This window comes from Streptomyces sp. NPDC052396, assembly GCF_044593195.1.
Taxonomy (GTDB): Bacteria; Actinomycetota; Actinomycetes; order Streptomycetales; family Streptomycetaceae; genus Streptomyces.
In genome coordinates, this window is the sequence record NZ_JBIUAW010000017.1 from 24,004 (window position 1) to 49,124 (window position 25,121).

Consider the following 25,121-nt stretch of genomic DNA (forward strand, 5'->3'; position numbering starts at 1 on the left):
GCGCGGGGCCCGGGCCCGCTCGTGGCTTTCCACGGCGTTGCGGTTGGCCGTATCCGGGCGCCGGCGCACGACCACTCGGCCCAGCCGGGGGCGCCGGCCGGGACTGCCGCCATCCGACCGGAGCCGTTTGCCCGGGCCGACGCGGGTTACCCGGTACCCACCGCGGTGAACCGCATAACGAAAGGGACGGTGGTGGCGGCATGGGCGGTCGCGCCGTACCCGGGGGCCGGGCCGACGACCCCGGTACGCCCTCCTCGCCCGCCCATGACGCCCTGGTGCACGAGCTGCGCCGGGCGGTCGCCGGGGAGGTCCGCTTCACCCCCGGCGACCGGGCGCTCTACGCCAATGACGCCTCCGTCTACCGGCAGGTCCCGCTCGGCGTGGTGGTGCCGCGCGATGCCGACGACGTCCTCGCCGCCCTGGAGGTGAGCCGCCGCCATGGGGCACCCATCGTGGCCCGGGGCTGTGGCACCGGCCTCGCCGGGCAGAGCGTCAATACGGCGGTGATGCTGGACTTCTCCAAGTACCTGAACCGCATCGTCGACCTCGACCCGGACCGGCGCACCGCCCGCGTACAGCCCGGCGTCATCTGCGACCAGCTGCGCGACGCCGCCGCGGTGCACGGGCTGACCTTCGCCCCCGACCCGGCGACCCATGACCGCTGCACCTTCGGCGGGATGATCGGCAACAACTCCTGCGGTGCCCACTCGCTGATGGGCGGCAAGACCGTCGACAATGTGCACGCCCTGGACGTCGTCACCTATGACGGCACCAGGATGCGCGTCGGCCCCACCGCCCAGGGGGAGTACGAGGCGATCCTGCGGGCCGGCGGCCGCCCCGCCGAGATCTACCGGGGGCTGGACGGGCTCCGCGACCGGTATGCGCCGCTGATCCGTTCCCGCTATCCCGCCATCCCCCGCCGGGTCTCCGGCTACAACCTCGACGACCTGCTGCCCGAGAAGGGATTCGACCTCGCCAAGGCGCTGGTCGGCACCGAGTCCACCTGTGTCCTGGTGCTGGAGGCGACCGTGCGGCTGCTGCCCCGGCCCCACCGGCAGACCCTGCTGGTGGCCGGATACCCGGACGCGGCCGCCGCCGCCGACGCGGTCCCCGAGCTGCTGACCACCGAGCCGATCGCCCTGGAGTGCTTTGACGCCGGAGTCCTCGCCAACCTGGACGCACATGGGGTGCATCTGCCCGGCGCGAAGGAACTCCCCTCCGGCGGCGCCTGGTTGCTCGCCGAGTACGGCGGCGACACCCAGCGCGAGGCCGACGCCCGGGCCGGGGCGGCCCGGCGCTGGGCCACCGGGGCCCGGGAGGTGGCGGTGGAGAGCGACCCCCGGCGGCAGCGCGACATCTGGGATGTGCGGCGCAGCACCATCGAGTACACCCGGGTCCCCGGCCGCCACTCCGGGCTGGCCGGCTGGGAGGACGCCGCGGTGGCCCCGGAGCGGCTCGGTGACTACCTCCGCGACTACTGTGCGCTGGTCGCCCGGCACGGGTATCACACCGTGCTCTTCGGCCACTTCGGGCAGGGCTGTGTGCACAACCGGCTCGACCTCGACCTCGCCACCGCCGAGGGCATCGACACCTTCCGCCGCTTTATCGACGAGGCCGGGGACCTGGTCGTCTCCTACGGCGGCTCGCTCTCCGGCGAACACGGCGACGGACAGCTCCGCGCCAGCCAGCTGGGCAAGATGTTCGGCCCCGAACTCGTCCAGGGCTTCCGCGAGTTCAAGCGGATCTTCGACCCCGGCGGGCGGATGAATCCCGGCAAGGTGGTGGACGCCTACCGCCCCGACCAGCACCTGCGGCTGGGCACCGACTACCACCCGCCGCGCCTGACCACCCACTTCGCCTTCCCCGAGGACGAGAAGGGGTTCGCGGACGCCGCCAACCGCTGCTTCGGCATCGGCAAGTGCCGCCGCCTGAGCGGCGGGACCATGTGCCCCAGCTTTATGGTGACCCGGGAGGAGAAGCACACCACCCGCGGCCGGGCCCGGCTCCTGTTCGAGATGACCCGAGGAGAGCGGGACGGCGAGCTCTGGCGCGACGAGGCCGTCAAGGAGGCTCTCGATCTCTGCCTCTCCTGCAAGGGATGCAAGAGCGACTGCCCGGTCGGCGTCGATATGGCCACCTACAAGGCGGAGTTCCTCTCCCACTACTACGCGGGCCGGCTGCGGCCCCGATCCGCCTATGCCCTGGGGCTCATCCCCCTCTGGGCACGGCTGGGCTCACGCCTGCCCCGGGTGGTCAACACCGTCACCCGGGCACCGCTCACCGGGCGGCTGGTGAAGCACGCCGCCGGGGTGCACCCGCGCCGCCGCGTCCCCGCCCTCGCCCCCATCACCTTCCGCCAGTGGTTCGAGGAGCGTGGTGAGCAGCCCCGCTACGGCCGGCCGCCGGTACTGCTGTGGCCGGACACCTTCACCAACCACTTCGCCCCCGATGTGGGGATCGCCGCCGTCGAGGTGCTGGAGGACGCCGGATTCACCGTGCGGCTGCCGCGCCGGCCACTGTGCTGCGGACGGCCCCTCTACGACTACGGCATGGTCACCACCGCCAGGCGGTGGCTCCGCCGGATCCTGCGCGAGCTGAGGGCACCGATCCGGGCCGGCGCCCCCCTCGTCGGCCTGGAGCCCAGCTGCCTCGCCGTCTTCCGCGACGAACTGCCCAACCTCCTCCCCGACGACCTCGACGCCCGTCGGCTGTGCCAACAGAGCGTCACCCTCGGCGAATTGCTCGACCGGCACGGCTACCGCCCGCCGCCCCTCCACCGCAGCGCCCTTGTCCAGGCCCACTGCCACCACCAGGCGGTGCTGGACTTCGGGCCGGACCAACGACTCCTCGACGCCATGGAATTGGCGAGCGAACGGCCCGACTCCGGCTGCTGTGGCATGGCCGGCGGTTTCGGCTTTGAGTACGGCGAACGGTATGAGGTCTCCGTCCGGGCCGGGGAACGCGTCCTGCTGCCCCGGGTCCGGGAGACCGCCCGGGACACCCTGATCATCGCCGATGGCTTCAGCTGCCGGGAACAGATCTCCCAGGGCACCGGCCGTGATCCCCTCCACCTCGCGCAGGTTCTCCGGCTCGCGCTGCACCACCACCGCCAAGGAGGCACTCCCGATGGCCGGTGATGAACGCACCGCCTCCGATGTGCTGTTGGACCGGCTCGCCGAGTGGGGAGTGGACACCGCCCCGGCCGAGGCCTGCGGGGCCCGGGGCGTCCGCATCGACGACCCCGCCCGGTGCCGGGACCGGCTCCGCGACGCCCTCGCCGGCGACGGGCCGGTGCTGATCGAATGCGTTGTCGACTCGCATGTTCCGCCGATCCCCGCCAAGGCCAGGAAACGGCAGGTGAAGAAGCTGGCCACGGCCCTGCGCCAGGGCACCCCCAACCGCAACCACATCGCCTGCAGATCGTCAAGGACATGCTCGACGAGTCCTCGTTCCAGGCGAGCCCCGGCCCTGTCATCCCCGACGCGGTCGGCAGCGCGGCCGCCGGACTCGCCGAACGCCTCCGCGACCGGGCCGACCCCGAACAGCCCGAGTGAGCCGACCTCCACCCCGGACGGCCCGACGCCGATCGGCCGCTCCCGGCGCCACCCTGCGGGCGACCACCCGGCGTGTGCGGCAGGGCCGGCGGCCGCGGCCACCCAGAGTGAGCCCGAGGCCGGCCCCCGGCCCGATCTCACAACGGCCTGGTCTGACAACGGCCCGACGTGACAACGGCCCGATCTCACAAGGGATGGAGACGAGACGACCGATGACGGTGACCAGCGACAACACGACAGGGGCGGAGCTCGCCGAGAGCCTGCTGAAGGAGGTGAGCGGCGAGCGGACGCGGGCGGCGACCCGGCTGCTGGGCGCGCACAGCGATGGCTACTGGCTGCGCCGCTTCCTGGAAGGGGAGTCCGAGCTCATGATCGCGGACCGGTCGGTCATCGACCGCAGCGGCCCCCATCCCTCGGTGGACTGGGACACGGTCGGCCTGCTGGGCCTGTCACGGCCCTCGGCATTCAGCAGTTCGCCCAGTGAGATGGCCGTGCTGGAAGTCGCCGCCTCCCTGGTGAACCGCTGTGGCGTCCAACTCGGCAAGCTGACCGAGGTCTTGGACGACCCCGAGTTCCGGCTGATCCTGCGAGCGCTGGAAGAGGCCCGCGGTACCGGCTGAGGCCCCGCCGCCGGTTGAGCCCGAAGACGGCTCGCCGGAGCCGTCGCAGGGGGCGGGCCGGTGCCCGGCAAGCGTTGTCGCCGGCCGGGCACCGGTGGCCTGCGGCCTCCCCTTGATATCGGCACGGGATGCCGCTGCCTTCCGGACGGGAAGGGCTCGGAAGCGCCCATGGCGCCTCTTCGCCTCCAGCATGAGACGTGTGCGCCCCGGCGCAAGGAAAAAATTGAACTTCCCCCCTCAAGGGGTGATGGTGCGGAAGCGTTTGCGGATTGGGCCCTGAGGCGAGGCGGGCAGAGCTTCCGTCCCTCATCTCATTGTTCCGTGATTCCGCGATCACATGGCGTACAGGCACGCGTCCGTCCATGCTGTCGTTCCACCTCCCGACGGGTGCGCCGGCACCGCACCCGGGGAACCCCCTTCCGGACGTTCACATGGATAGGTACCTCGTGATCAGAAAACCGATAGGGACCGTCATCGTGGTTGCGATGACGGTCCTCGCGTGGAGCGTGGTGATGGCCACGCTGGGGCAGACCGCCGCCATCGCCACGCTGGTGCCGTCGCTCGGGCTGCTCGTCCAGCAGATCAGCCAGGCCATCGCAGGATCCGGCGGCAAGTCACCGGCTACGCCCACGGATTCCGGCAGCGTCCCGCGCGACGACGGAGAGAGCCAGTGAGCCTGGTCGCCAGCTCGCCCGGCAGCAGTGATGACCCGCGCAGTCGGCCAGGGCGGAAACTCGGCCCGATCGCCGAGGGCGTGGGAACCGCCCACCGGGCCTGGCTGGAACCGGTACGCGACCGCTACTTCGCCAGCGGCCTGACCGTCAGCGATCTGGCGCGCAAAGCCGGCTGGTCGAAGTCGAAGGTCTCCGAACTGCTGCGCGGCACCGGCCTCTACCCCAGCTGGGAGTTCACCTACGGTCTGCTGCACGTCCTGGGCATGCCCACCTGGCCGATGCGCCGCCTGTGGAGCGCCGCGGCCCGGGAGGCGTGCAAGAAGCAGGAATGGATCGACGGCTGCATAGAGAAGGTGGTGCTCTCCACCGGCCCCGACCGGCCCCCGGTCGACCACCGGGCTTTCGCCGACATCAACGCGGCCGCATACCTTTCCTATGCCGGCGTCTTCGTCAGCCCCGCCGACGCCGACCGCATCGCCGACGAAGCCTTCGATGTCCTGTGGCTCCGCTGGGAGGAAGCCCTCCGCAGCGCCAACCTGCGGAAGTTCGCCTGGCAGTTCCTGCGGCGCGGTGTCATGGCCCGCACCCCCCACATCGACGGCCGTCCCCAGCTCGGTCCCGCGGCCTTCGACACCGTAGCGCTCCACCAGGCGCCCGCCTACCGGAAGTTCGCACAGATCGAGGAGTCCCTTGCCCTCTTCCAGGCCGTCAGCCGCCTCCCCGACCCGCAGCTCGACGTCATCGTGCTCATACATCTGCGCGGCATGAGCCACACCCAGGCCGCGGAGGTACTCGGCGTGCCCCACGCCTTTGTCTGCTCTGCCGAACGCCACGCCAAGCGCTCCCTGACCACTGCTCTCAGCCCCGGAGAGAACCGCCCATGACTGCCATCGACGAACTCCTCGCCCGCGCCCTGCTGTGCGACAACCCCAATCCGCGGCTCGATGTCGTTCCGCCCTCCGACCGTGACACCGGCGCCCGGGACGACGGCGAACTGCCCCCGTGGTCCGCCGCGGAGACCTACGGCCGCTACCAGACCAACCCCGCCATCACCCACGATCTCCACGCTCTCTGCGAGACCGTTGTCGCCCACACCGCCGCCACCTCACTGCGGGACTTCATCACCGGCAATCTCCCTGACCCCCGCGGCGCTCTCGTGGTCGGCTGCATCCTCCAGCTCACCGATGCCGATGACAGCAGCCGCTTCTGGTGGCAGTACGCCTCCGGCGCCGGCGACAATGTCGCCACCTACTGCCTCTATCTTCACCATCTCGCCCTTGGCGAGCACGACGCCGCCGACTGGTGGCATGAGCAGATGCGTACCGAATCCGAACTCACCGAACAGGCAGTGACGTTGGCCGACGGAGCCGGCACATCGAGGGCCGGCGCCGGCATCCCCACCATCCTGCGCATCGACTCCAGCATCCCCACCGTCCTGCGTATCCTGCGCCGGCTCGTCAGCAACTGGGACCGCTGTCCCCGACCCCGCACGGAAGCCGTCAACGCCGTGATGAGGTACGTCCCAGGAGCCGTCGCGGTCGGCTACCCCGACCACCGTGACCTCGATCTGCCCCTGCCCGGCCCGCACTTCGCCGAATGCCTCACCGCTCTCCTCGCCGCCGCCACGGCCCTCGACGCCCCGGTCACCCGGCCCCGCCTCGGGACACCCCGTCTCGTCCGCCGGCGCACCGAGCGTCCCCTCCCGGCGCAACGCCCGAGGACTTCCCGCGCTCCACACGCGCAATCCGACGACTCCACGGCCGGTTGGGGCGCCGCGCACGCTCGTTGATGTGTTGCCGTCCATCAGCGGCACACTGGGCCCATGAACCTATCGAGTACACAGGCCAAGGCCGACCTTCACTCCTACCTGCAGTCCGCCCGTGATGCCCTGCTGTGGAAGCTGGAAGGCCTCTCGGAGTACGACGTCCGCCGCCCGCTGACGCCGACCGGCACCAACCTTCTGGGCCTGGTGAAACACGTGGCCGGCATGGAGTTGAGCTACCTCGGCGACACCTTCGGACGGCCGTCCGGCGAGCCACTGCCCTGGCTCGAGGACGCTGCCGAGACCAACGCGGACATGTGGGCCACCGCAGACGAGTCGCGTGAGCAGATCGTCGGGCTCTACCGCCGGGCATGGGCGCACGCGGACGCGACGATCGACGCACTGGCGCTGGACACGACCGGCCAGGTGCCGTGGTGGCCCAAGGACCGGGGTGAGTTGACCTTGCATCACGCCGTGGTGCGGGTGATTGCCGATACCCAACGGCACGCCGGGCACGCCGATATCCTCCGCGAACTCATGGACGGTGCCACCGGGATGAACCAGGGCAATGACAGCATGGTGTCGGGCGATTCGGCATGGTGGGAGAACTACCGAAGCCGACTGGAGGGTGCGGCCCGGGAAGCAGGCGGGGACGCGTAACGCCTGGCTCGCCGTCGGTGCACTCCATGGCGCGGGGCCCGGTGTGGCCGCCACGGCGCCGCCAGTCCGTCACCGCCGCCATCGTCCGGGCGGTGCCCGAGACCGCCGGATGAGCGATCGGTACCGTTCGCCCTGTTTCATCAGGCTCGTCCCGGGGACTTGGCAGCATGCCGGCCCGAGACCGGCGATGACATGGCCGTGCCAACGGAGGAACATCATGACGAGCGGCTCTCAGGGGAACGGAGGCGGCCCCACCCCGCACCGGGATGCCAACGGCCGGTGGATCGACGCCGGCGAACGGCTGTGGCGGGACGTGGCCGCCGTGGTGCGCCAGGACGTGGGGCCGGCGAAGGAGGACATGGCCGTCACGGCACGGGAGACGGCGCTGGCCACGGCGGCCATGGCGCTGAGCGGGGCCTGCGGCATGCTCTGCCTGGTCTCGGCGCACCAGGCCGTGCTTCGTACGGCGGAGCGTTTCTGGGCGCCGCACCGGGCCGCATGGGCACTGGCCACCGGCTACGCGGCCGGCGCGACGGTATCCGCCTGGTACGGCTGCACCAGGATCCGCGACGCCCGCCGAGCCTCCCAGCAGGCGCTGGACCAGGTTCTGCCCAGCTGAGTCAGGGCCGTCCGGGGACGGCACGGCGGGGCCCTCGGATGGAGCATCGCCACGCGGCGGTGCCATGCCGTGCCAGTGCCGTCAGCCGTCGCCGTCCGCCTGCTGCTCGGGGCGGAGCCTCAGCCCCGACCGGCGGGCCTGTTCCAGCACCAGCACGGCGAAGTCCTCGTCGAGGTAGCCCGCACCGACCGCGGACGCCGCGAGCTGTGCCGCGTTCGCCGTGATGGGCATCGGCACCGCGGATTCCCGCCCGGCGGCCAGCGCGAGTTCGAGGTCCTTGCTCAGCAGCGGTGGGGTGAACGTCGGGGTGAAGTCCAGCTCGACCAGCGCCCGGGTCTTGGACCGGGTGAAGTGCGAACCCAGAACCGAGTTGTTGAGGAACTCCAGGAAAGCGGCCCGGGAGATGCCGGCCTTGTTCGCCAGCACGGTGACCTCCGACAACGACTGGATGAGGACGCCCAGTACGGCGTTGTGACAGATCTTGACCAGTCGGGCTTCTTCCTGTTCCCCGACATGGGTTGCCGCGGCGGCCAACCGCTCCAGTACCGGCCGGACCCGGGAATACGCGCTGCCGGGACCGGACACGGCCAGCGTGGCCAGTCCGTCCGCGACCGCAAACGGATTGCCGCTGACCGGCGCCGCCAGAAATGCGCTGCCCCGCTCAAGTCCGGCCCGGCGCACCTGAGATGACGCCTCCGCCGATACCGTCGAGCAGTCGATCAGCACCCCCGGCGCCACTTCGCCCCGCAGCACACCGTCCTGGCCGGTGGTCACGGCCAGCAGGTCGGCGGAGGCCGAGACCATGGTGAACACCAGGTCGCGGTCGGCCAGATCCACCGGCCGGTCCACTACCGTGGCGCTGGCCTCGGCGAGTGCCTCGGCCTTGGCGCGCGTCCGGTTGCAGACGGAGACCTGGTACCCGGCGGCCAGCAGCCGGCGGGCCATCGCGGTGCCCATCCGGCCGGCCCCGACCCAGCCGATCCTCGGCATGCCGTTGTCCTCGGTCATGGTCAGCCCCTTATGTCTTATGTCCGCATGTCTTATGTCCGCGTGGAATGAACCGGTGACGCCATCGACTCTGCCCCTGGGCACACATCACGTCCAACGGAAGCCCGCGATGCGACTCATCGCGCAGGGCGATAACGGGGCGTGGAGTTACGACAGTTGGAGTACTTCGTCGCGGTGGCCGACGAGTTGAGTTTTTCGCGCGGTGCCCGGCGGTCGCATACCGTTCAGTCCGCGGTGTCCGCGGCGATTGCCAGGCTGGAACGCGAGTTGCGAGTGGAGCTGTCCGACCGCTCAAAACGTCAGATCGTCCTCACCCATGCGGGGGCGGCCGGCCGCCGAGTTCAGCGGCCACTGGAGCCTGCAACGCCTGCCCACCGCCGTCGGTCAAAAGCGCCGACGGGCCCCGCATTACGAGAACTGCCGGCCGGCCGACAGCGAAGCCACGCTCACCCTCGACCAGGCCCGTCGCGCGCTGGTCGAGGGCGCTGAGCCCGGCGTCGGCGAGGAGCCGCACCACGAGGGCGCGGCCGAGTGTGCCGGTGCCAGCGGTTACCAGGATCGGCCTGTCCATCGTCCTACCTCCGAGGTCGGTCGTGCTGCCAGAGGTAAGTACGGCAGGGCGCTCCCGGATGTGACATGGAGTGCGCGGCTCGTCAGAGCGGGAGGAAGGTGACCACCGCCGTGCCGTCGTTGTGGTCGATCTCGCCCCCGGCCAGACAGAGCTTTCCACTGGTCAGCGAGGTGTAGACGTTGTTGCCGTTGAAGTGGTGGCCCTTGAACCACGTCCCGCCGGTGACGGTGCCGGTCCACTCGGCCACGCGCGTGCCGTCCTCGCGCGGCAGCGTGGAGACGGTGCCGGTCAGCACGCTCGTGCCGCCGTGGTGTCCACCCTCCGGGGTGGTCCAGTGGTCGGTCTCGGTGATCGAGGGCGTGACGACCTGGCCGGGGCTCGCCTGCAGGCATCCGGTGACGGACTTGACGGAGCCCTCGAAAGTGCCTTGCCAGGTGCGGGCCTTGACCAGGGGCAGCTCGGAACAGGAGTAGTCGCCCGACCAACTGGTGGTCGTCTCGCGCGGGGTGGCTCTGAGGGGCGGGTCGAAGGTGTAGTGGATCCGCCCGACGCAGGTCCCGGTCAGCGGGCCCGGCGCCTCGCCACCGGCGGAGGCGGGCGCGGGCAGACCGAGTACCAGAAGGAGGGGCAGGACGCCGGCGGTGACCGGGAGGAGAGCGCGTTTACGCATACCGCAGTGGTCCTTTCGGGAAGGGACCTCGGTTTCGCTTGCGCTCACAGTCTTCACAAGGGCCATAGCCGGCACCCCGGCCCAGGGGCGGCGTGCGGATGGACCACCCGGCGCGCGAACGCGCCCGGTGCCACCTGGCACCCTCGTGTCCCCGCCGCGTGCGGAGCGAGCCCCGCCAACATCACCAGCAGAGTCACGGCATGGGGACTGACGGGCCGCCGGTGACGCATGGCGGTGCCATGCCGTCACGCCTTCTCAGCCGATAGTGACAACCCGCGCCCAGGGCGGTGGGGCGTCCGGGACGTAGTCGGGGTCCTCCTCGTCCACGGCGTCGGCGGGACGGGGGAAGAGGCCGACGACGGTGCGGCAGGGCGGCTGTGCGGATGGCCAGGGTGTCTGGCTGTCCGTCAGGGCGACGATCACATCCGGACGGGGCCGGGAGCGGAGCGCCCGGGTGAAACCGGAGCGCAGATCCGTTCCGCCGCCGCCGATCAGGGCGATGTTCTCGGCATGGCAGAGCGGGACGGCGACATCGGCCGCCGCGTCGCAGGAGATCACCGAGACGAGGTCGCGCCGTCCACCCACCGCCCGCGAGATCGCCGCCACCTCCAGCAGGGCGCTGCCCAGTTCGGCGTCGCTCACCGATCCGGAGGTGTCGATCACGACGCAGACCCGGGGCGGTGTACGGCGCAGGCTCGGCAGCAGCGCCCCGGGGACACTCGCCGAGCGCCGGGATGGACGCCGGTAGCTGTGATCCTCGCCCACTCTCGGCGCACCCACCGCCGAGCGGACCGCTGCCCCCAGCAACTGCCGCCATGGCTGGGGCGGTTGGAATGCTTCGTCCGCCCACCGGCGCCATCCCTCCGGCGCGTCGCCCGGCCGGCCCTTGATCCCCTCGGCGACCCGGAAGCGGACCGCATCCCGCTGCTGTCTGCTCAGCGCATGCGCCCCGTCGGGCCCCAGCTCCCACGGCCGGTCCTGCTGGCCACGGTGTTCATGCCGGTCGGCCAGTGGCCGGTGCCCAAGGTTGGATTCGTCTTCGACGGAGGAGAACTCGCCGACGACGACATCAATGGCATCATCCTTGACCCTGAGGAACACTCCGCGTTCGAGGTCCGCACTTTGGCCCAGTGGGCGCCCGCCCTGGACAAGCCGACATGGCAGAGACTCACCGCCGTGCATCAAGCCCGGATGACCAGCCGGCAGCTTTATCTGGAGATCGGGCCCGATGGCGCCCACTGACCAACACCGCGTCGCAGCCGGGCTGTTCGTTCAGCGCGACTACGTACAGGCGCTGCTTGTCCATCACGCCAATACCAACGCGTGGGTCGTCCCCGGCGGCGAAGCCGGTCCCGCAGAGACTCCGCAAGGGGCGACGGGGGTGCCGAGACGGTGGCGCCCGAGCGGTTCACCAGGAGGATGGTGGCCCCTGCGTGCATGTACTGCCCCCTGAAGAGGCAGCCGAACTCCCGCTTGACCAGGGGCTATCCGGGCCCCGGTGGGTGAACAACGGGCTCACTGTGCAGACCGGCACCGGAGGGGCCTCTTCACGGTGCAACGAGACACTCCTGCGCCGACGGCAGGCGTCGTACATTCGGCTGTGCCGCCGGGACACCGGGCCGGGTGCCGTGGGGGCGATGCCTGGCCCGGTGCACATGGCCCGTCGCCCTCATGGAGCGCGTGCTGCCGCAGCGCCGGACTTCCGCGAAAGCCGCACCGGCGCTATGAGCAGGGTGATGGGATGGGCCGCCTCGGCTGATGGGTCACGGGGGTGCTCATCATGTCGTCCGCCGCCGGCTGGGAGTGCCTGCGGCCCCGGTCGGTGGTCGGGGCCGCAGGGCAGGGGGTCTTGTCAGTCGGTGAAGCAGAGGTACATCCACGGCCCGTAGGTCGACGCGTTCACATTGTCGCCGGACGACCCGTAGGCATACACCGAGCGGATGCGCGCCCGGATCCCCGACCGGCCCGGAGCGGTCAGGCGAACCACCGACCGGCCGTCCGTGTCGAGCCGGAAGAACTCCGAGTGGGTGGAGTGCCAGGACCCCTGCGCGTAGACCTGTAGATCGAGGCGGTGAGCACGGCCGGGGTAGGAGGTCATGGTGGTCCTGACGACCGGAGCGGTGTTCTTGTGGAACCAGTTGTACGGCGTCGAGCCGATCCGGCCCGTCCGGTAGGCCCCGGAGACGGTGGAGGAGACGCGAACCCGGGTCCACACCCGCGAGGTGACACTCTTGGCCGCGGTGCGCTCGTCTCCGTCGTAGACCGCGGTGACGTCCGTGTTCCGCGTCAGGGTCACCTGCGCGGAGAGGTCACCGTGGGAGTTGACGGTGCCGGTGCGCAGCAGCTTCTTGTGCTGGTCGCTGCCGGCGGGCTTCGCCCAGATCGCGACCGTCCGGTTCCGGTACGCCTGCCCCAGGTGCGCGGTGAAGGTGACGCTCCGTCCGTAGTCGTAGACCGCGCCGCCATTGCCCAGCGTCAGCGTCGGCGCCGTGCGCGGGACCGAGACGGCGCCGGACGCGGTGGCCGGTGCGTGCAGTGCGTCGCCCGCGTAGGCGACCTTGTAGGTCACCGTCCCGCCGGCCGGCGGGACGTCGGTGAAGCTGTAGGAGCCGTCCGCGTGCACCGTGACCGGTGGCAGCGCTGTGCCGCCCGGGCTCAGGGTGTCGGTGCGGGTGACCGACAGGGTGGCGCGGTTCGCCAGTGGTACGGCCGAGGACAGCTTCCCGGTCACGGTCAGCCGCTTGCCGCGGGTCGCGGTCGACGGGGTCTTCACCGTGAGCGCCGGGGCGTCCAGCGTGGGGTCGGTGAGAACCTGGAGGGAGTAGCCGCCGGCCGTCTGCGCCAGTGTGAAGAGCCGGGAGTCGTCCGGAGCCCACTTGACCGCGACCACGGGGGAGCCGTCCGCCGGGGCGGAGGACGGGACGGTGTAGCGGTGGACCGGCTTGGTGCCGCCGGGCCGGTAGACCGAAACCGTGGCGCCGTTGACCTGGGCGACAAGTCCCTGCGCATCGATGTCGGCCCGCTGCCCGCCGGGGTAGGCGCCGGCGGCGGTGAACTTCCCATTGGCGTAGGCGTCCCGGCTCGTGCCGTTGACCAGTACCTCAGGGGTGCCGGGCACGAGGTCGATGTCCGAGATACCGCTGTTCAGCGAGTAGTCGCCCTGGTACCACGCGGTCAGCTGCGGCTTCGCACCGGAGACGTCGACGATGGCCATCGAGTCCGTGGACACGCCCGTCTGGCCGATGGCCAGCACGCCCGGCGCGCCCGGGTTGGTGCTCAGGATCGCCGGGCTCCAGAGCCCGGGGTACGGATGGGGGAACTGCCCCAGGGCCACCGGGGAGGTCCCGCCCGCCGGGTCCGCCGCCGGGTTGACCGAGCCAAGGTTGCCCTCCCACTGGTCGCCGTAGGTGAACCACACTTTGCCGCCGGAGAAGGCGACATGGCGTGGCCCCGTGGTGGTGGCGATGGCGTAACGGGTCTTGACGGTGAGGGTGGCGGCATCGAGGGCCACGATCTCGTGGCTGCCCTCGGCGGCCGCGTACAGCGTGCTGCCGTCGTCGGAGACCGCCAGGTCGGAGACGCCGCTGATGCCGCTCACCGAGCCCAGGCGGGCACCGGTGTAGTCGGCGGCCACGACCGCGCCGGCCGAGCGGTCGCCCATGAAGACCCGCTTGAGCCGGCCGTCCACGACGATGCCACCGGGCACCGAGACGGAAGCGACGGCCGGAGCCGCCACGGCGGAGTCGGCCGCCGCGACCACGGTCACGGCCGTCGAACTGACAAGGACCGCCAACGCGGTCGAGATGCTGCGCCTGCGCACAGTTGCTGTATCCCCCACCAGGAAGACCCCGGCTGACCGGGGAGTATGCCGGCACCGCGCAGCACCTGGATCCACATCACGGGCGCTGCATACGGCTGTACCGGGGGAGCTTAGGGCATGCCCCTGACACCCGTGCAGGGTGCCCCGTGGGTGGGCCAATGCGTCGCCGGCTTCCGCCTGCAGGCGGATGGGTTCCCCTATCGCAGCCCGTTGAGATACCTACGGATCGTCTTGCGGCCGCGCCCGCACCGCCCGGTGGTCCTCCCGGACAGCACTGGCCGGTGCGGGCGGGTGTTCAGCACTGTGGCCGTCTGCCGTGGTTGGCGCCCTTCATACGCGCCTTCTTTTTCTTGCGGCGCCGTTTCGAGGACATGGCGTTCTCCTCTCCCATGCGCTTTCCACCAATTTAGTCCCCTTGGCGGAGATGCGCTGGTCGAGAGCTGCTTCGCGGCCGGCCAAGAGGTCTGCCGCATGGACTCCTGATCCGGCTACGACCGCAGTGCGGGCGTGTTCCTGATTAAACTGTCGAACCCCAGTGGCGGACGCCCGAGCAGCTCGGCGACGTCGTCGGTGACCCTGTCGTACCGGTTCTCGCGATGAAGCCGGGCCATGGTGGCGATGTGATCGAAGACGTGGGGCGGCAGCTCCTGCTCCTTGAGGTCGCGCTCCAGCCACTCCTCGTACGGCACATCGGTGTAGGTCACGGTGTGGCCCAGGGCGGCGGAGAACTCGGCCGCGATGGCTGTCATGTCGCGGGACCGCGCTCCGGTCAGTTCGAAGACCCGGCCGGCGGGCGGGGCCGGGTCGAGCAGAAGGCATGCGATGGCCTCCGCCACATCGGCCGCGGCGACCGGAGAGGTCCGTGCCGAGCCGAACGGCAGGCGGATCGTGCGATCCCGCAGGATCGAGGCGACGGCGATCCGCGCGAAGAGCGGATTCTCCATGAACACCGTGGGCCGGACATGGACGACCGGCACTCCCGACCAGTCGAGGACATGCTCGGCCAGCCAGTGCAGTCGTTGCTGCTGGGATTCGGCATCGCTGGTGAGGGTCATCTGTGAGACCGTCATCTGCGAGATGCTCACCAGGAGATCGAGGCCGCCGCCTTCCCGGGCGGCCGCGGCGACCGTGGTCGCGGCCGCCAGGTACGCGGGCGAGACGCTCATCCCGAAGTAGACCCGGTGGCAGCCCGCCAGCGCCTTCACCACGTCGGCGCCACGGGTGAGGTCGCCGACCACCACGTCCACGCCGTCCATGGTCCGCAGGGCCGAGGCCCGTTCGTCGTCGTGGTGCAGCAGTGCCCGAACCGGCACCCCCTGCGAGTGCAATCGGTCGAGGACGGTTCTGCCGACTCCTCCGACGCCGCCGCCGACGCCGGTGATCAGGATGGGTTGGGCGTTCACCACGATCGCCTCCTGCCTTCTGGGCCGGTCCCGCGTGGCTCTTCACCGGGATTCGCCGGACCGCTGCCTCATCGGCGGCCTACTGTACGGACACGCCGTACCGCGTACCGAGATCACATGAGGGGGAAATCTCGTGTCATCGTCCTGTGACCCCCAGCTTGCGCCCGCCGGCGATATGGCGCGGCGATCATGATGATCGACTCGGCTCAAAGCCGTCCATGAACGGCAACGACCCCGACTTCGCCACCCGCTTGATCACCGAAGCTCTGTCCCAGCCGGACAAGGCAGATGCCCGCTCACCGGGTCGCGGAACACGCAGGCGCGGGTGGTCAGAGGCGGTGGACAGTCGCAGACGTCTGGGTCCAGTGCCAGTTGACGGGTGCCCATCGCTTCTTCAAGGCGGTGCGTTGACGAGCGTAGGTGCGCAGACCCTCCTCGACGGCGGGCGCAAGGGCCGTGAGGTCGTCGGGGACCGGCACACGCAGGATCAGGTGCTGCTTGTTGTGGACGAGCAGCAGGTCGCCGGTGGGCGAGCAGGAGGTGAGGGTGAAGTGGGTCAGTGGCTTGAAGGCTTTGGTCTCGGTGTCCAGCTTGGCCCGCAGCATCCCCGCTTTGTTCCAGGCATACAGGCCATAGCGGTTGAGGTGGAAGGCATGGCCCCGATGCGGGTCGGCGGCCACGTTGAAACAGAAGCCGGTGAAGGGGGAGTCGCGCCACTTCTGCAGGCCGTTCAGGCGTCCGGTCAGCTCGCCCTGGTCGTTGACGAGGGCGAAGACAAACGGCTGGCCCCGGCTGCCGCCCCGGAAGGTCTTGGCGTAGACCGGGACGACGAACAGGTCGTCAGCCAGCGGCGCGGGCCGCCCGAGGCGCGCGTCGTGCCAGCCCGAGAGGGGGTCCTCGCCGGACAGCAGCTCGGTCAGCGCGGGCCGGGGCCGATTCGCCAGGCCGACCGGGGCGCCCTGATACGCGACATGTGGTCGCAGGTCAGCATCGCTGTGCCGGGCCGGCTCGGGGTCGAGTGAGGCGAGTGCCTGGATTCGGGGTCTGGAATCGGCGGTCAGGGCGCCGTCGGCCACGCCGACGATATTGGTGAGGGAACTGTCGTACCTCCACACGCCGTACTCGGCCACCGTGCACAGGAGGCGTCCCGAAGGTGTGACGCTGAGGGAGGTGGCGAAGGAATCGCCGGGCTTGAACTCTTGGAACGGGCGCCGTTCTCTGGCCGCGTAGGTGGCCACGACCCGGCTCAAGTCGGCTGAGATCAGGGTCGTGTTGCCCGGAAGGGCGCTGACGGCGAGGGTGTCGTCGGGCAGGACGCACAGGGTCATCTCGTTACCCTCCGCCACGGCCGAAACGGTCTCGTCGCCGTGGGCCGCGTTCCATAGAGCGCTCGCCAGCACCTCGCCTGCCGCGGAGTACCGGGTGATGATCCGGTACGCGAAGCGGGCCATGGCCGGGTCCGATGCATTGCCGACCGCGCCGTTGACGGACCGGCGCACCCCGTACAGAGCGTAGACATCCCCGTTCGGCGCGGCGGCGGCATCGTAGGCCTGGACACCCCAGCCCTGGGAGTAGAGCGCGGTCAGGTCGATGCGGTGGAGGTCCACCAACGCTCCCGGCAGAGCGAGCGGAAGTGTCTGGATCATGGCCCCCATTCTGGGGACCGGCACTGACAACCGGTGCGCACCGTGGTTCCTACCGGAGGGGCTCCGGCGTCAGTGGTGCGGCATCTGCTGGGCCATGGCCAATGTGACCTTGATGTCGTCGCTCCAGGAACACACTTCCAGCCAGGACAGGTAGCCGGCCTGGGCGAAGAGCAGGACTTCGCCGGGGCACTCCCCGTTCTTTGTGTAGATCTGTGCCGCTGCGGCTACCACCGTGCCCGGCCCGGACGGCGCGGGACGGACCGCATCCGTGTCGAGCTCGAAGTCGGTGGTGCCGCACCCGCATGTGCAACGCCCGCTCACGCGCAGATGAGGCACCTGACCGCGGAGTGCCAGGCGAACCGGGTCGTCGCCATCGAGAAGGGTGCCGAGCACCTCGGCCACGTCGGCAGGAAGTGCTTCAGCCATGCCCGCACCGTACCTTCACGGGGGCGGAGCGACGGACTCGGCCAGGGGCGTGGTACTCACCGGTCGGTGAGCCCGGTGCGGAAGACCGGCCGGCAGACTTCGGTCCGCCACAGTGTGCTGTCCGGGGTGTGGTGCCGGCCGACCGGTAGTACTCGCGGATCGAGCCGTCGACGGCGAGTGCGTGCCGTGCGACATGGGCGGCCAACACACCATAGGCGTGGTCCACTTCGGAGGGTGGCCCGCAGTGCTCGATCACGGCGAGCTCGGCCGGCGGCACAAGCAGTGGTCCGACCCGGCCGACCGGCCAGCCGCGCCCCAGGCATAGGGCCGGGCCGTCCGGTATTCACCGGCACAGCCACCGCACCATGCCTCACCTGTCGGGTGGATGGCAGGACAACGGGGCAAGTCCCGCGTACCGTCCGGCTGTTGTGCCCTGTCCCTCGATCGGGGATGGCTCACTGGCGTCGAGTCACCACGGCACCTCCCCAGCGTCGTCGAAGAAGCCGCCGGTCGGGCCGTCGTCGGGCAGGGCCGCCAGCCGGATCGCGATCGCCGCGCCCTGTTCCGGGGTGCGGACGCCGCGGAAACCATTGAGGTCGGTCGAGCAATAGCCGGGGCAGGCGGCGTTGATCAGGATGTTGGTGTCGCGCAGTTCCTTGGCGTACTGGACGGTGACGGCGTTGAGGAATGTCTTCGACGGCGAGTAAGCGACGGAAATCGGGCCTGTTTCGGCCCCGGGAGTGCTCTGCAGGGTGAGGGAGCCGACGCTGCTGGACATGTTCACGATCCGCGGTGACGCCGAGCGGCGCAGCAACGGCAGCATCGCGTTGGTGACCCGGATGACACCGATCACATTGGTCTCCACCGCCGCCAGCACCGTCGCGGGGTCGACGGTGGTGGGCATCTGTGGCGCGCTGCCGGTTATTCCGGCGTTGTTGACGAGCACATCGAGGCGTCCGGCGCGGTCCTCGACCAGACCGGCGGCGGCAGTCACGCTCGCATCGTCGGTCACGTCGAGCGGTACGGCGAAGGCGTCGACGCCGCCCGCCCGCAGCTTCCGCACGGCGGCCTCGCGCCGCTCCGCGTCCCGGGCGCCGACCCCGACGCTCCAGCCGAGGGCGCCCAGACCCGCCGCGATCTCGTAGCCAATGCCCTTGTTCGCGCCGGTCACCAGCGCGATTGTCTGTTCACTCATACGGAGGATCCTCGCCGGGATCGGCGGGAGCCGGCCAACACCGATTGGGCAGGCAGCGATACCGCACAGGTATCGACCCTGGTGGGGGGCCGGATAACATGGTGCCGTGGAGACACGGGAGTTGCGGTACTTCGCCGCCGTCGCCGAGGAGCTGCACTTCGGGAGGGCCGCGCAGCGGCTCGGCATCGCGCAGCCCCCGCTGTCGCGGGCGATCCGTCAGCTCGAACGCCGCCTCGGGGCGGAGCTACTGGAACGCACCAGCCGCACGGTCACCCTGACCGAGGCCGGGTCGGTGCTCCTGCGGGAAGCGCGGGCGGCGCTGGACGCGGTCGAGGCCGCCGAGCGTCGCACCCGCCGCGCCGCCCTCGCCGCGACCGGCCACGCCGGCGTGGTCCTTGCCGCCAAGGCCGGCGCGTCCGGTGACCTGCTGGCCGAACTGCTCGACGCCTACGCCGCCGAACCTCATGCGGTCACCGTGGATCTGCTCCTGTGCGGAATCGGCGAGCAGGAACGAATGCTGCGTGATGGCCGGGCCGATGTGGCCCTGTTGCACCGGCCGTTCGACAGCACGGCCGGTTTCGACACGGAGGAACTCCGCACGGAGAAGCAGGTCGTGGTTCTGCCGGCCGGGCATCCCCTCGCCGGCCGGACCGAGGTGCGGATGGCCGAAGTCACCGAGCTGCCGGGCCTGCCCATGCCGCGCTGGCCCGGCAGCGACGGTACATACCCGGACGGCCCCGGCCCGCAGGCTCGGGACCATGCGCAGCTGTTTCAGCTGGTCGCGCTCGGCCGCGCCTGCTGGATCGCGCCGGAGTCGTGCCGGGCCCAACTGCGCGACGACCTCGCCGTGGTGCCGGTGCTGGACGCGCCGACGGTCACGACGGTCATCGCATGGCCACCGCACAGCCGGTCCCGGGCCGTCGCCGGCCTCGTCCAGACCGCGACGCGTCTCTGAAAACCCGTAAAACGATCACGGACCGGTCTTCATCAAGGGAGACGAGGGCGCCGTGCGGGTCGAGGTGCCTGCGGATGGAGGGCGGGATACGGAACGCTCCCGCGGCACGTCCGCCCAGTCGGCGATGAGTGCGCCGTCATGGTCCGGCCCCGTCGCGATCTCACCGATGAACTGCCAGGATTTCGGCGGGCGTTGGCGAGCGGGACGGCAGCCAGGGCCCGCAGCGGATGGGCGTGGTCCACCGCGTTGGTGCCGGCCGAGCCGACCGGCAGTCTCCGCGCGGCGCCGGATGAGACCGGGACCGGGCTCAGTGGACGGTGTGCTCCGCATTCGCCGCGCGGAGCGCGACCGACTCTCTGACCGTGTCCAGCGCCGCTGCCCTTTCCTGGTCGGTCATGCGGGCCGGTCCATAGGTGACCACGGGGTCGAGAACTCGGTAGCCGACGAACTCCAGCATGCCGCGGTGGATATGGAACAGAAAGTCGTCCATCGGCCCGAGGGTGCCACCGGGCCGGAACGCCTCGCTGGGTCCACCGGTGGTGAACAGCAGCATCGCTCGCTTCCCGGCGAGAGCCGCGTCGCCGAACAGTCCGTAGTCCCCGCCGAAAACTCCGCCCATCACGAAGACCCGGTCGATCCATCCCTTGAGGATGGCGGGCAGCGAGAACCACCACATCGGGAACGACAACACAAGCAGATCAGCGTCGAGCAGCCGGTCGAGATGGGCTTGGACGGCCGTGTCGAGGGACCCGTCCTTTGCCGCGCGCATCTGCTCGGCCTGCGGCTTGAAATAGCCGTCCACGGGGGCGAATTCGGCGCGGTCGAGGACCGGGGCCCATCCCTCGGCGTAGAGGTCGACGACGTCGACTCGGTACCCGGCGTCGCGCAGGGCCTGAACCGCGGTGGTCATCTGGGCGGTGCTGAACGAGTGGGGCTCAGGGTGGGCGTGGACGATCAGGGCGGTGGGAGCAGCATCGAAGGTCGACATGAGAAGATCATATCGACATATTGCGATGCGTCAATCAGAGATTGGTGCTGATTGCCTGTGCCACCTGTGCCAGCCGCTGCTCGTCGCGCCGGTAGTGGGTCCACTTGCCCACTCGGGTGGGACGCACGAGCCCGGCCCGCTCGAGCGTGCTCATGTAACTGGAAACGGTCGACTGGGCAAGCCCCGACTTCGCCTGGATGTGTGTGACGCACACGCCGACCGACTGGCGGTCCGCGATCGGCGCATACTCGCCGAAGTGTGCATCGGGGTCCTTCAGCCATTGCATGATCTGCAAACGGGCAGGGTTGCCAAGGGCCTTGAACACCTCGATCAGGTCATCCGTCCCTGATCCCGCCGTCGCGGCCATAAGCCACCTCTCTTGTCGGATGCTCCGACACACCACGATATCTCGATATCTATGGGCATGCCTTGACGCTCGGCGGAAGCCGCTGTGAGGCCGAATCCGGCAAGGGCGGCGCGGAGTTACGGCTGCCATGAGTCGGTCGTTCAGGCCATGCCGCTGTGCTGCCCTCCGCACCCCTGATGACCGCCGGACGGTACGGCAACCCGGGCCGGGCGGCGATCAAGCTCCGCTCCGTTGTCGGCTGGTGGCGTCAGCGCGTGCTGAGGGGCGCGGTTCACCCGGCGGTGAGCTGGTGGTCGGCCCAGACATAGCTTTCGGGCAGCAAGTCGGTGATGGGTACGGTCCGGATGTGGTCGTCGTTGCCGACGATGACCTTGAGGGCGGGGAAATAGTCCAGCAGGACCTGCCGGCACCGGCCGCATGGAGGAACAACCCCTCGGTTGCGGTCGCCCACGGCGACGATGGTGTCCAGCTCGTAGGCGCCCTGGGCGGCCGCTGCGCCAATGAGGACCAGCTCGGCGCAGGGCCCTCCGGTGAAGTGGTAGGCGTTCACCGCGGTGATGATCCGGCCGTCCCGGCTGCGGGCCGCGGCGGCCATGGTGTGGTTGTCGCCCTGGCAGCGAGTACGGGCGATATGGGCCGCGGCCTGGATGAGTTCGTGGTCGACGTGGTGAGTCTGCATGTCTTCTCCGCCTTCGTCCGGTGTCAGGCGACGTTGACCCGGGTGACGAGGGGCCCTTCGGCCGGTTGATGTTGCCTCCCCCGTACGGAGGAGCCGGTTCATATCTTGAGGCGACGTCCGCCGTCCACCGTGACTGCGATCTTCGACAGAACAGGAGCCGGAATCACCGCGGGATCTGAGGAGTATCGATGAACAACGCCGCCGAGACGCCGCAGACCGGATGGCGCGGTGCCTGGCGCGCCGCTCATGCGTCCGTCACCGGGGTTCCCCGCTGGGCCCGGGCGGTCGCCCATGTCATCCCGTTCCTTGTCATGCCGTCCGGCATCTGGCGGATTGCGACTGTTGTGTTCGACGTGGCCGGCGACGGTCGACAACACAGCGCCGCGGACCCAACGGCGGGACTGCCCGACCCGGTGTATGTGACCTTCCTGTCGGTGTTCTCGGAACTCCTCGCGTTCACCGCCATCGGTCTCGTCGCCGCGTGGGGCGAGGTCTTCCCCCGTTGGATACCGGTACTGCGCGGACGCCGGGTGCCGATCCCCGCTGCCGTGATCCCCGCAGCGGCCGGTGCCACCGCCCTGACGGTTCTGTGGACGACCCTCGCCGTCCAGATCGGCTCCGGGGTCACCCTCCAGGGCAACCCGCTCCCGGACGACTTCCCCACCATCGCACTGCACGGCTGGCGCCTCGGCTTCTTCCTCGCCGCCTATGCGCCGGTCCTGCTGTGGGGGCCGCTGCTCGCCCTCCTCACCGTCGCCTACTGGCGCCGACGCCGCATTCCGGTCCTGCGCACTCCCGTACCCGATGCCACCGCATGACCGCGGGCGTGGCCCGGGCGTGCGAAGGGGCAGGTGCCCGCCCCCTGGGAGGCCGTACAGGGGGCGGGCACCGGTCTTGGCGGCTGCGATTCAGCGGCTCGGGTTCAGCACTCCGATTCAATAGGCAAGGGCCAGATCCGGAGAGCTCTGCCAGTACGTGACCCAGGCCGAGTCGTCGACGTAGGTGCCCGGGGCGCTGGGCCGCGCGGGGTCGCCCACGGAACCCTGGTTGGAGGCATCGGTGAAGTAGACGTCGATGCTGGAGACGGTATGCCCGTTGGTGCCGCTGCCGTCGGGGGAATCGGTCATGATGCCCGCATACGCGGACTGGCCGGGCTCGAGGGTGACCACGGCCTGGGGAACGCTGTCCTGGAGCACGGTGACGGGGGCCTGCTGGTCGGCGTCCCAGCGCAGCGCCGGGGCGTAGTAGGCGGCGCAGGTGCTCTTGCCGGTGTTGGTGGCGGTGAGCAGCAGATGGTTGATGGGGCGGGAGACCGGGGTCACGGTGACCTTGGTGTTGCTCGCCGTGCAGGGGGCTATGGACTGGCTCGCGCTGGACTTCGGCGTCGCGGGGGCGGCATCGGCGGCCTGGGAGCAGGCGAGGGTGAGGGCGGTCGCGGCCGCCGCCGCGGCGGCGAAGCGGGCCACGGTGATGGTCCTGGAGTTCATGGTGCGGTGCCTTTCTGCACGCCGGTCGAGGTGCCGGCAGTAGGTGATTGCGTCTGTCACGGTCCGCGAACGCGAGGCCGCCCGGGCAGGCGGCCGCGATGGCTCGTAGGCAGGAAGCGGACGCCCGGCGGGCGATGGGACCGCGGCCGTCGTCCGGTGATCAACACGCTGCACGGTGGGGCGCGAAGAGCGCAACGGGTGTGGGGACATGGGGAACGATGGGACGCCAATGCGCGTCTCAACTGCGGGAATGTATATGCCCTGGGACGCCGGGGTGGGACGCGCCGAATGCGGGCGCGGGGGATGAGAGGGGTGGCCGTGGGGGCGGGGAGCCAGGCCGGCGACTTCGCGGAGTTGCTGCGCGCGTTAAAGGAGCGGTCCGGGCTCAGTTACGGTGCGTTGGCGGGACGACTGCATATGAGTACGTCCACGCTGCATCGATACTGCAAGGGCGAAGCGGTGCCGACGGAGTACGCGCCGGTGGAACGGTTCGCCCGGCTCTGCGGGGCGACGCCGGAAGAGCGGACCGAGGTGCACCGAGCGTGGATCCTGGCGGATGCGGCCAGGGGGCAGAAACCGCGGGACGCCCGGAGCGCGCCAAGTGACCCGGGGACAGCGGGTGCTTTGAGCGAGGCGGATGCGACGCCGGTCACGGCGGCTGTTACGGAGCCCTCCGTCGCTGCCGGGCCGGACCGGCCCCAACGCCCCGTACCCGCGCGGGAGTCCGTCGCGAGAAGGCTGCCGAGGTCACGGCACCGGACCGCCGTGGCCGTGGCGGTGGCCGTGGTCGTCTCCGTCCTTACGGCCCTCGCCGTGACCTTGTGCGCCGCACTGCCCGGAGAACGGGGCCGGGGCGCGCCGGACCGGGCGGAGGGTCCGCGTCCGCGTCCGCGTCCGACCGCGCACACCGGTGACAACGGCCGGAAGTCCGGCAAGGACGATGGCGCCCGTGTCCCGTCCCCCGGCAACAGCACGGAAACGCCCGTGGATTCACCCGGCACCGGTACCGATGGCGGCGGCTCCGCCGGGCCGGACCGTACGCCCGGCAGGGACGGAGGCGACCAGGGCAGCGAGGCCGTCCCGTTCACCGTGGCCACTCGTACCCAGGCATGGAACTCTCCCTGCGGTCACAACTTCCTTGTGGACAAGGGCGCCACGCAGGTTCAAGCGCCGCCGTTCGACCAGAACATGCCCGGCTGGGTCGCCGCGCAGGGTGCCGTCGAGGGAGATGAGTCGCAGATCGAGCTGACCCTGCAAGGGCGTTCGCGAGAGGCGGTTGTGCTACGGGCCATGCATGTGCGCAAGGTGGGAGGAGACCGGCCTCCGCTTCCCTGGACGGTCTATTCGACCGGCGGCGGCTGTGGCGGCGCAATCGTTCCGGCATCCTTCGCCGTCAACCTGGACGCGGAACGCCCGTTGGCCAAGGCGGTCCCGGGGGAGCGGGAGGACAAGCCGACGCCCGTCATCGACTTTCCGATCTCGGTCTCCGCCACCGACCCACAGGTGTTGCAGGTCAATGCCCGTACCACGGGCTGCTATTGCTCCTACTACCTCGAGCTCGAGTGGAGCAGCGGCGACCGGCATGGCACGGTACGCGTAAGTGACCACGGCCGGCCGTTCAGGACCAGCGCCACCAAGGGGCGCCGGGACTATCTCTACGGCGGCCCCGATCACACCTGGGTCCGAAGCAGCGGACAGGACTTGGCCGCGTCACCCAGCCAGGCCGTCGACCGGCCGCAGGCGTCCGCACACGGCGGCACAGAGCGGCACCTGGCGGGGGTGAGCACCCCGGACCGCGCCGCCCAGGGCCAGGTATCACCTGATAAGGCCGGCTCACGGCGCCGCGATGGAAACCGGGGTGACGCGCCTGGACGCTCCGCTGCGCGGCGCCCTGGCCGATGAGTTGAGCCGGCAGCCGGGCGTCGGCCCTCAGCAGGGATGCCGCGGGCGTGGGCCTGCCGGGGTGGCGGGCAGGCCCACGCTGATGGTGGATCAGGTGGTCTGGCCGGTGGGCATG

The 25,121-nt window shown here is 70.4% G+C and carries 24 protein-coding genes and 3 pseudogenes; 14 read left to right on the forward strand and 13 right to left on the reverse strand.

Annotated features, from left to right (window positions below):
• The first annotated feature begins 200 nt into the window (after positions 1-200).
• The 8 genes from ACIHFE_RS30840 to ACIHFE_RS30875 all read left to right on the forward strand — a co-directional run bounded on the left by ACIHFE_RS30840 (position 201) and on the right by ACIHFE_RS30875 (position 7,889).
• Positions 201-3,137, forward strand: a complete 2,937-nt coding sequence (locus ACIHFE_RS30840; protein WP_400111816.1) for an FAD-binding and (Fe-S)-binding domain-containing protein — start codon at positions 201-203, stop codon at positions 3,135-3,137.
• Positions 3,138-3,431: 294 nt separating this feature from the next.
• A complete protein-coding gene (locus ACIHFE_RS30845) occupies positions 3,432-3,554 on the forward strand; it encodes a hypothetical protein (RefSeq protein ID WP_400111817.1) in 123 nt (40 codons plus the stop codon).
• 212 nt (positions 3,555-3,766) lie between these two features.
• Positions 3,767-4,174 carry a hypothetical protein gene (locus ACIHFE_RS30850; protein WP_400111819.1) on the forward strand — a complete coding sequence of 136 codons (408 nt, stop codon included), beginning with the start codon at positions 3,767-3,769 and terminating at the stop codon, positions 4,172-4,174.
• A 485-nt stretch (positions 4,175-4,659) separates the two neighbouring features.
• Positions 4,660-4,848 (forward strand): hypothetical protein, encoded by a 189-nt coding sequence (locus ACIHFE_RS30855; protein WP_400111820.1) that lies wholly within the window; start codon positions 4,660-4,662, stop codon positions 4,846-4,848.
• A complete protein-coding gene (locus ACIHFE_RS30860; RefSeq protein WP_400111821.1) occupies positions 4,845-5,732 on the forward strand; it encodes a helix-turn-helix domain-containing protein in 888 nt (295 codons plus the stop codon). Before ACIHFE_RS30855 ends, ACIHFE_RS30860 begins: the two co-directional genes overlap by 4 nt.
• On the forward strand, positions 5,729-6,637 hold the full coding sequence (locus tag ACIHFE_RS30865; RefSeq protein WP_400111823.1) for a hypothetical protein: 909 nt from the start codon (positions 5,729-5,731) through the stop codon (positions 6,635-6,637). Before ACIHFE_RS30860 ends, ACIHFE_RS30865 begins: the two co-directional genes overlap by 4 nt.
• Before the next feature lie 33 nt (positions 6,638-6,670).
• Positions 6,671-7,270, forward strand: coding sequence for a DinB family protein (locus ACIHFE_RS30870; RefSeq protein WP_400111825.1), 600 nt, complete (start codon positions 6,671-6,673; stop codon positions 7,268-7,270).
• Between the two features lie 217 nt (positions 7,271-7,487).
• Positions 7,488-7,889, forward strand: coding sequence for a phage holin family protein (locus tag ACIHFE_RS30875; RefSeq protein WP_400111827.1), 402 nt, complete (start codon positions 7,488-7,490; stop codon positions 7,887-7,889).
• 81 nt (positions 7,890-7,970) lie between these two features.
• On the opposite strand, the gene ACIHFE_RS30880 is transcribed toward ACIHFE_RS30875, so the two are convergent.
• On the reverse strand, positions 7,971-8,897 hold the full coding sequence (locus ACIHFE_RS30880; protein WP_400111829.1) for an NAD(P)-dependent oxidoreductase: 927 nt from the start codon (positions 8,895-8,897) through the stop codon (positions 7,971-7,973).
• A 174-nt stretch (positions 8,898-9,071) separates the two neighbouring features.
• On the opposite strand from ACIHFE_RS30880, the pseudogene ACIHFE_RS30885 reads away from it, so the two are divergent.
• Positions 9,072-9,161, forward strand: a pseudogene (locus tag ACIHFE_RS30885) (LysR family transcriptional regulator); the annotation flags it as partial.
• A gap of 46 nt (positions 9,162-9,207) precedes the next feature.
• On the opposite strand, the gene ACIHFE_RS30890 reads toward ACIHFE_RS30885, so the two are convergent.
• The 3 genes and pseudogenes from ACIHFE_RS30890 to ACIHFE_RS30900 all read right to left on the reverse strand — a co-directional run.
• On the reverse strand, positions 9,208-9,468 hold the full coding sequence (locus ACIHFE_RS30890) for a hypothetical protein (RefSeq protein WP_400111897.1): 261 nt from the start codon (positions 9,466-9,468) through the stop codon (positions 9,208-9,210).
• Positions 9,469-9,550: 82 nt separating this feature from the next.
• Positions 9,551-10,138 carry a hypothetical protein gene (locus ACIHFE_RS30895; RefSeq protein ID WP_400111831.1) on the reverse strand — a complete coding sequence of 196 codons (588 nt, stop codon included), beginning with the start codon at positions 10,136-10,138 and terminating at the stop codon, positions 9,551-9,553.
• A gap of 255 nt (positions 10,139-10,393) precedes the next feature.
• A pseudogene (locus tag ACIHFE_RS30900) lies at positions 10,394-11,119 on the reverse strand (VWA-like domain-containing protein); the annotation flags it as partial.
• On the opposite strand from ACIHFE_RS30900, the gene ACIHFE_RS30905 reads away from it, so the two are divergent.
• Positions 11,081-11,380, forward strand: coding sequence for a hypothetical protein (locus ACIHFE_RS30905; protein WP_400111899.1), 300 nt, complete (start codon positions 11,081-11,083; stop codon positions 11,378-11,380). The pseudogene ACIHFE_RS30900 and the gene ACIHFE_RS30905 sit on opposite strands and share 39 nt — an antisense overlap.
• A gap of 610 nt (positions 11,381-11,990) precedes the next feature.
• Here the strand turns inward: ACIHFE_RS30905 and ACIHFE_RS30910 are convergent.
• The 5 genes from ACIHFE_RS30910 to ACIHFE_RS30930 all read right to left on the reverse strand — a co-directional run bounded on the left by ACIHFE_RS30910 (position 11,991) and on the right by ACIHFE_RS30930 (position 18,628).
• Positions 11,991-13,931: a YncE family protein gene (locus ACIHFE_RS30910; RefSeq protein WP_400111833.1), complete on the reverse strand. Its 1,941-nt coding sequence runs from the start codon at positions 13,929-13,931 to the stop codon at positions 11,991-11,993.
• A 515-nt stretch (positions 13,932-14,446) separates the two neighbouring features.
• Positions 14,447-15,364, reverse strand: a complete 918-nt coding sequence (locus tag ACIHFE_RS30915) for an NAD(P)H-binding protein (RefSeq protein WP_400111834.1) — start codon at positions 15,362-15,364, stop codon at positions 14,447-14,449.
• A gap of 326 nt (positions 15,365-15,690) precedes the next feature.
• On the reverse strand, positions 15,691-17,007 hold the full coding sequence (locus ACIHFE_RS30920; protein ID WP_400111836.1) for a hypothetical protein: 1,317 nt from the start codon (positions 17,005-17,007) through the stop codon (positions 15,691-15,693).
• A gap of 69 nt (positions 17,008-17,076) precedes the next feature.
• Positions 17,077-17,433: a hypothetical protein gene (locus tag ACIHFE_RS30925; protein WP_400111838.1), complete on the reverse strand. Its 357-nt coding sequence runs from the start codon at positions 17,431-17,433 to the stop codon at positions 17,077-17,079.
• Between the two features lie 469 nt (positions 17,434-17,902).
• Positions 17,903-18,628, reverse strand: coding sequence for an SDR family oxidoreductase (locus ACIHFE_RS30930; protein ID WP_400111840.1), 726 nt, complete (start codon positions 18,626-18,628; stop codon positions 17,903-17,905).
• Positions 18,629-18,734: 106 nt separating this feature from the next.
• Here ACIHFE_RS30930 and ACIHFE_RS30935 point away from each other — a divergent pair, with 106 nt between their 5' ends.
• Positions 18,735-19,583: a LysR family transcriptional regulator gene (locus ACIHFE_RS30935; RefSeq protein ID WP_400111842.1), complete on the forward strand. Its 849-nt coding sequence runs from the start codon at positions 18,735-18,737 to the stop codon at positions 19,581-19,583.
• Positions 19,584-19,890: 307 nt separating this feature from the next.
• Here the strand turns inward: ACIHFE_RS30935 and ACIHFE_RS30940 are convergent, their stop codons facing one another.
• From ACIHFE_RS30940 to ACIHFE_RS30950, 3 genes are all read right to left on the reverse strand, one after another.
• Positions 19,891-20,571 (reverse strand): NAD(P)H-dependent oxidoreductase, encoded by a 681-nt coding sequence (locus ACIHFE_RS30940; protein WP_400111844.1) that lies wholly within the window; start codon positions 20,569-20,571, stop codon positions 19,891-19,893.
• Positions 20,572-20,605: 34 nt separating this feature from the next.
• Positions 20,606-20,938, reverse strand: a complete 333-nt coding sequence (locus ACIHFE_RS30945) for an ArsR/SmtB family transcription factor (protein WP_400111846.1) — start codon at positions 20,936-20,938, stop codon at positions 20,606-20,608.
• Between the two features lie 271 nt (positions 20,939-21,209).
• A complete protein-coding gene (locus ACIHFE_RS30950) occupies positions 21,210-21,617 on the reverse strand; it encodes a cytidine deaminase family protein (protein ID WP_400111848.1) in 408 nt (135 codons plus the stop codon).
• Between the two features lie 188 nt (positions 21,618-21,805).
• Here ACIHFE_RS30950 and ACIHFE_RS30955 point away from each other — a divergent pair, with 188 nt between their 5' ends.
• A complete protein-coding gene (locus tag ACIHFE_RS30955; RefSeq protein WP_400111850.1) occupies positions 21,806-22,435 on the forward strand; it encodes a hypothetical protein in 630 nt (209 codons plus the stop codon).
• 117 nt (positions 22,436-22,552) lie between these two features.
• Here ACIHFE_RS30955 and ACIHFE_RS30960 read toward each other — a convergent pair whose 3' ends face one another.
• Entirely contained in the window at positions 22,553-23,104 is a 552-nt protein-coding gene (locus ACIHFE_RS30960) for a DUF4232 domain-containing protein (protein WP_400111852.1), read from the reverse strand.
• Between the two features lie 303 nt (positions 23,105-23,407).
• Between ACIHFE_RS30960 and ACIHFE_RS30965 the strand changes: the two are divergent.
• Together ACIHFE_RS30965 and ACIHFE_RS30970 are read left to right on the forward strand one after the other, a co-directional pair.
• Positions 23,408-23,623, forward strand: a pseudogene (locus tag ACIHFE_RS30965) (helix-turn-helix domain-containing protein); the annotation flags it as partial.
• A gap of 246 nt (positions 23,624-23,869) precedes the next feature.
• On the forward strand, positions 23,870-25,006 hold the full coding sequence (locus ACIHFE_RS30970) for a hypothetical protein (protein WP_400111901.1): 1,137 nt from the start codon (positions 23,870-23,872) through the stop codon (positions 25,004-25,006).
• The last annotated feature ends 115 nt before the right edge of the window (positions 25,007-25,121 follow it).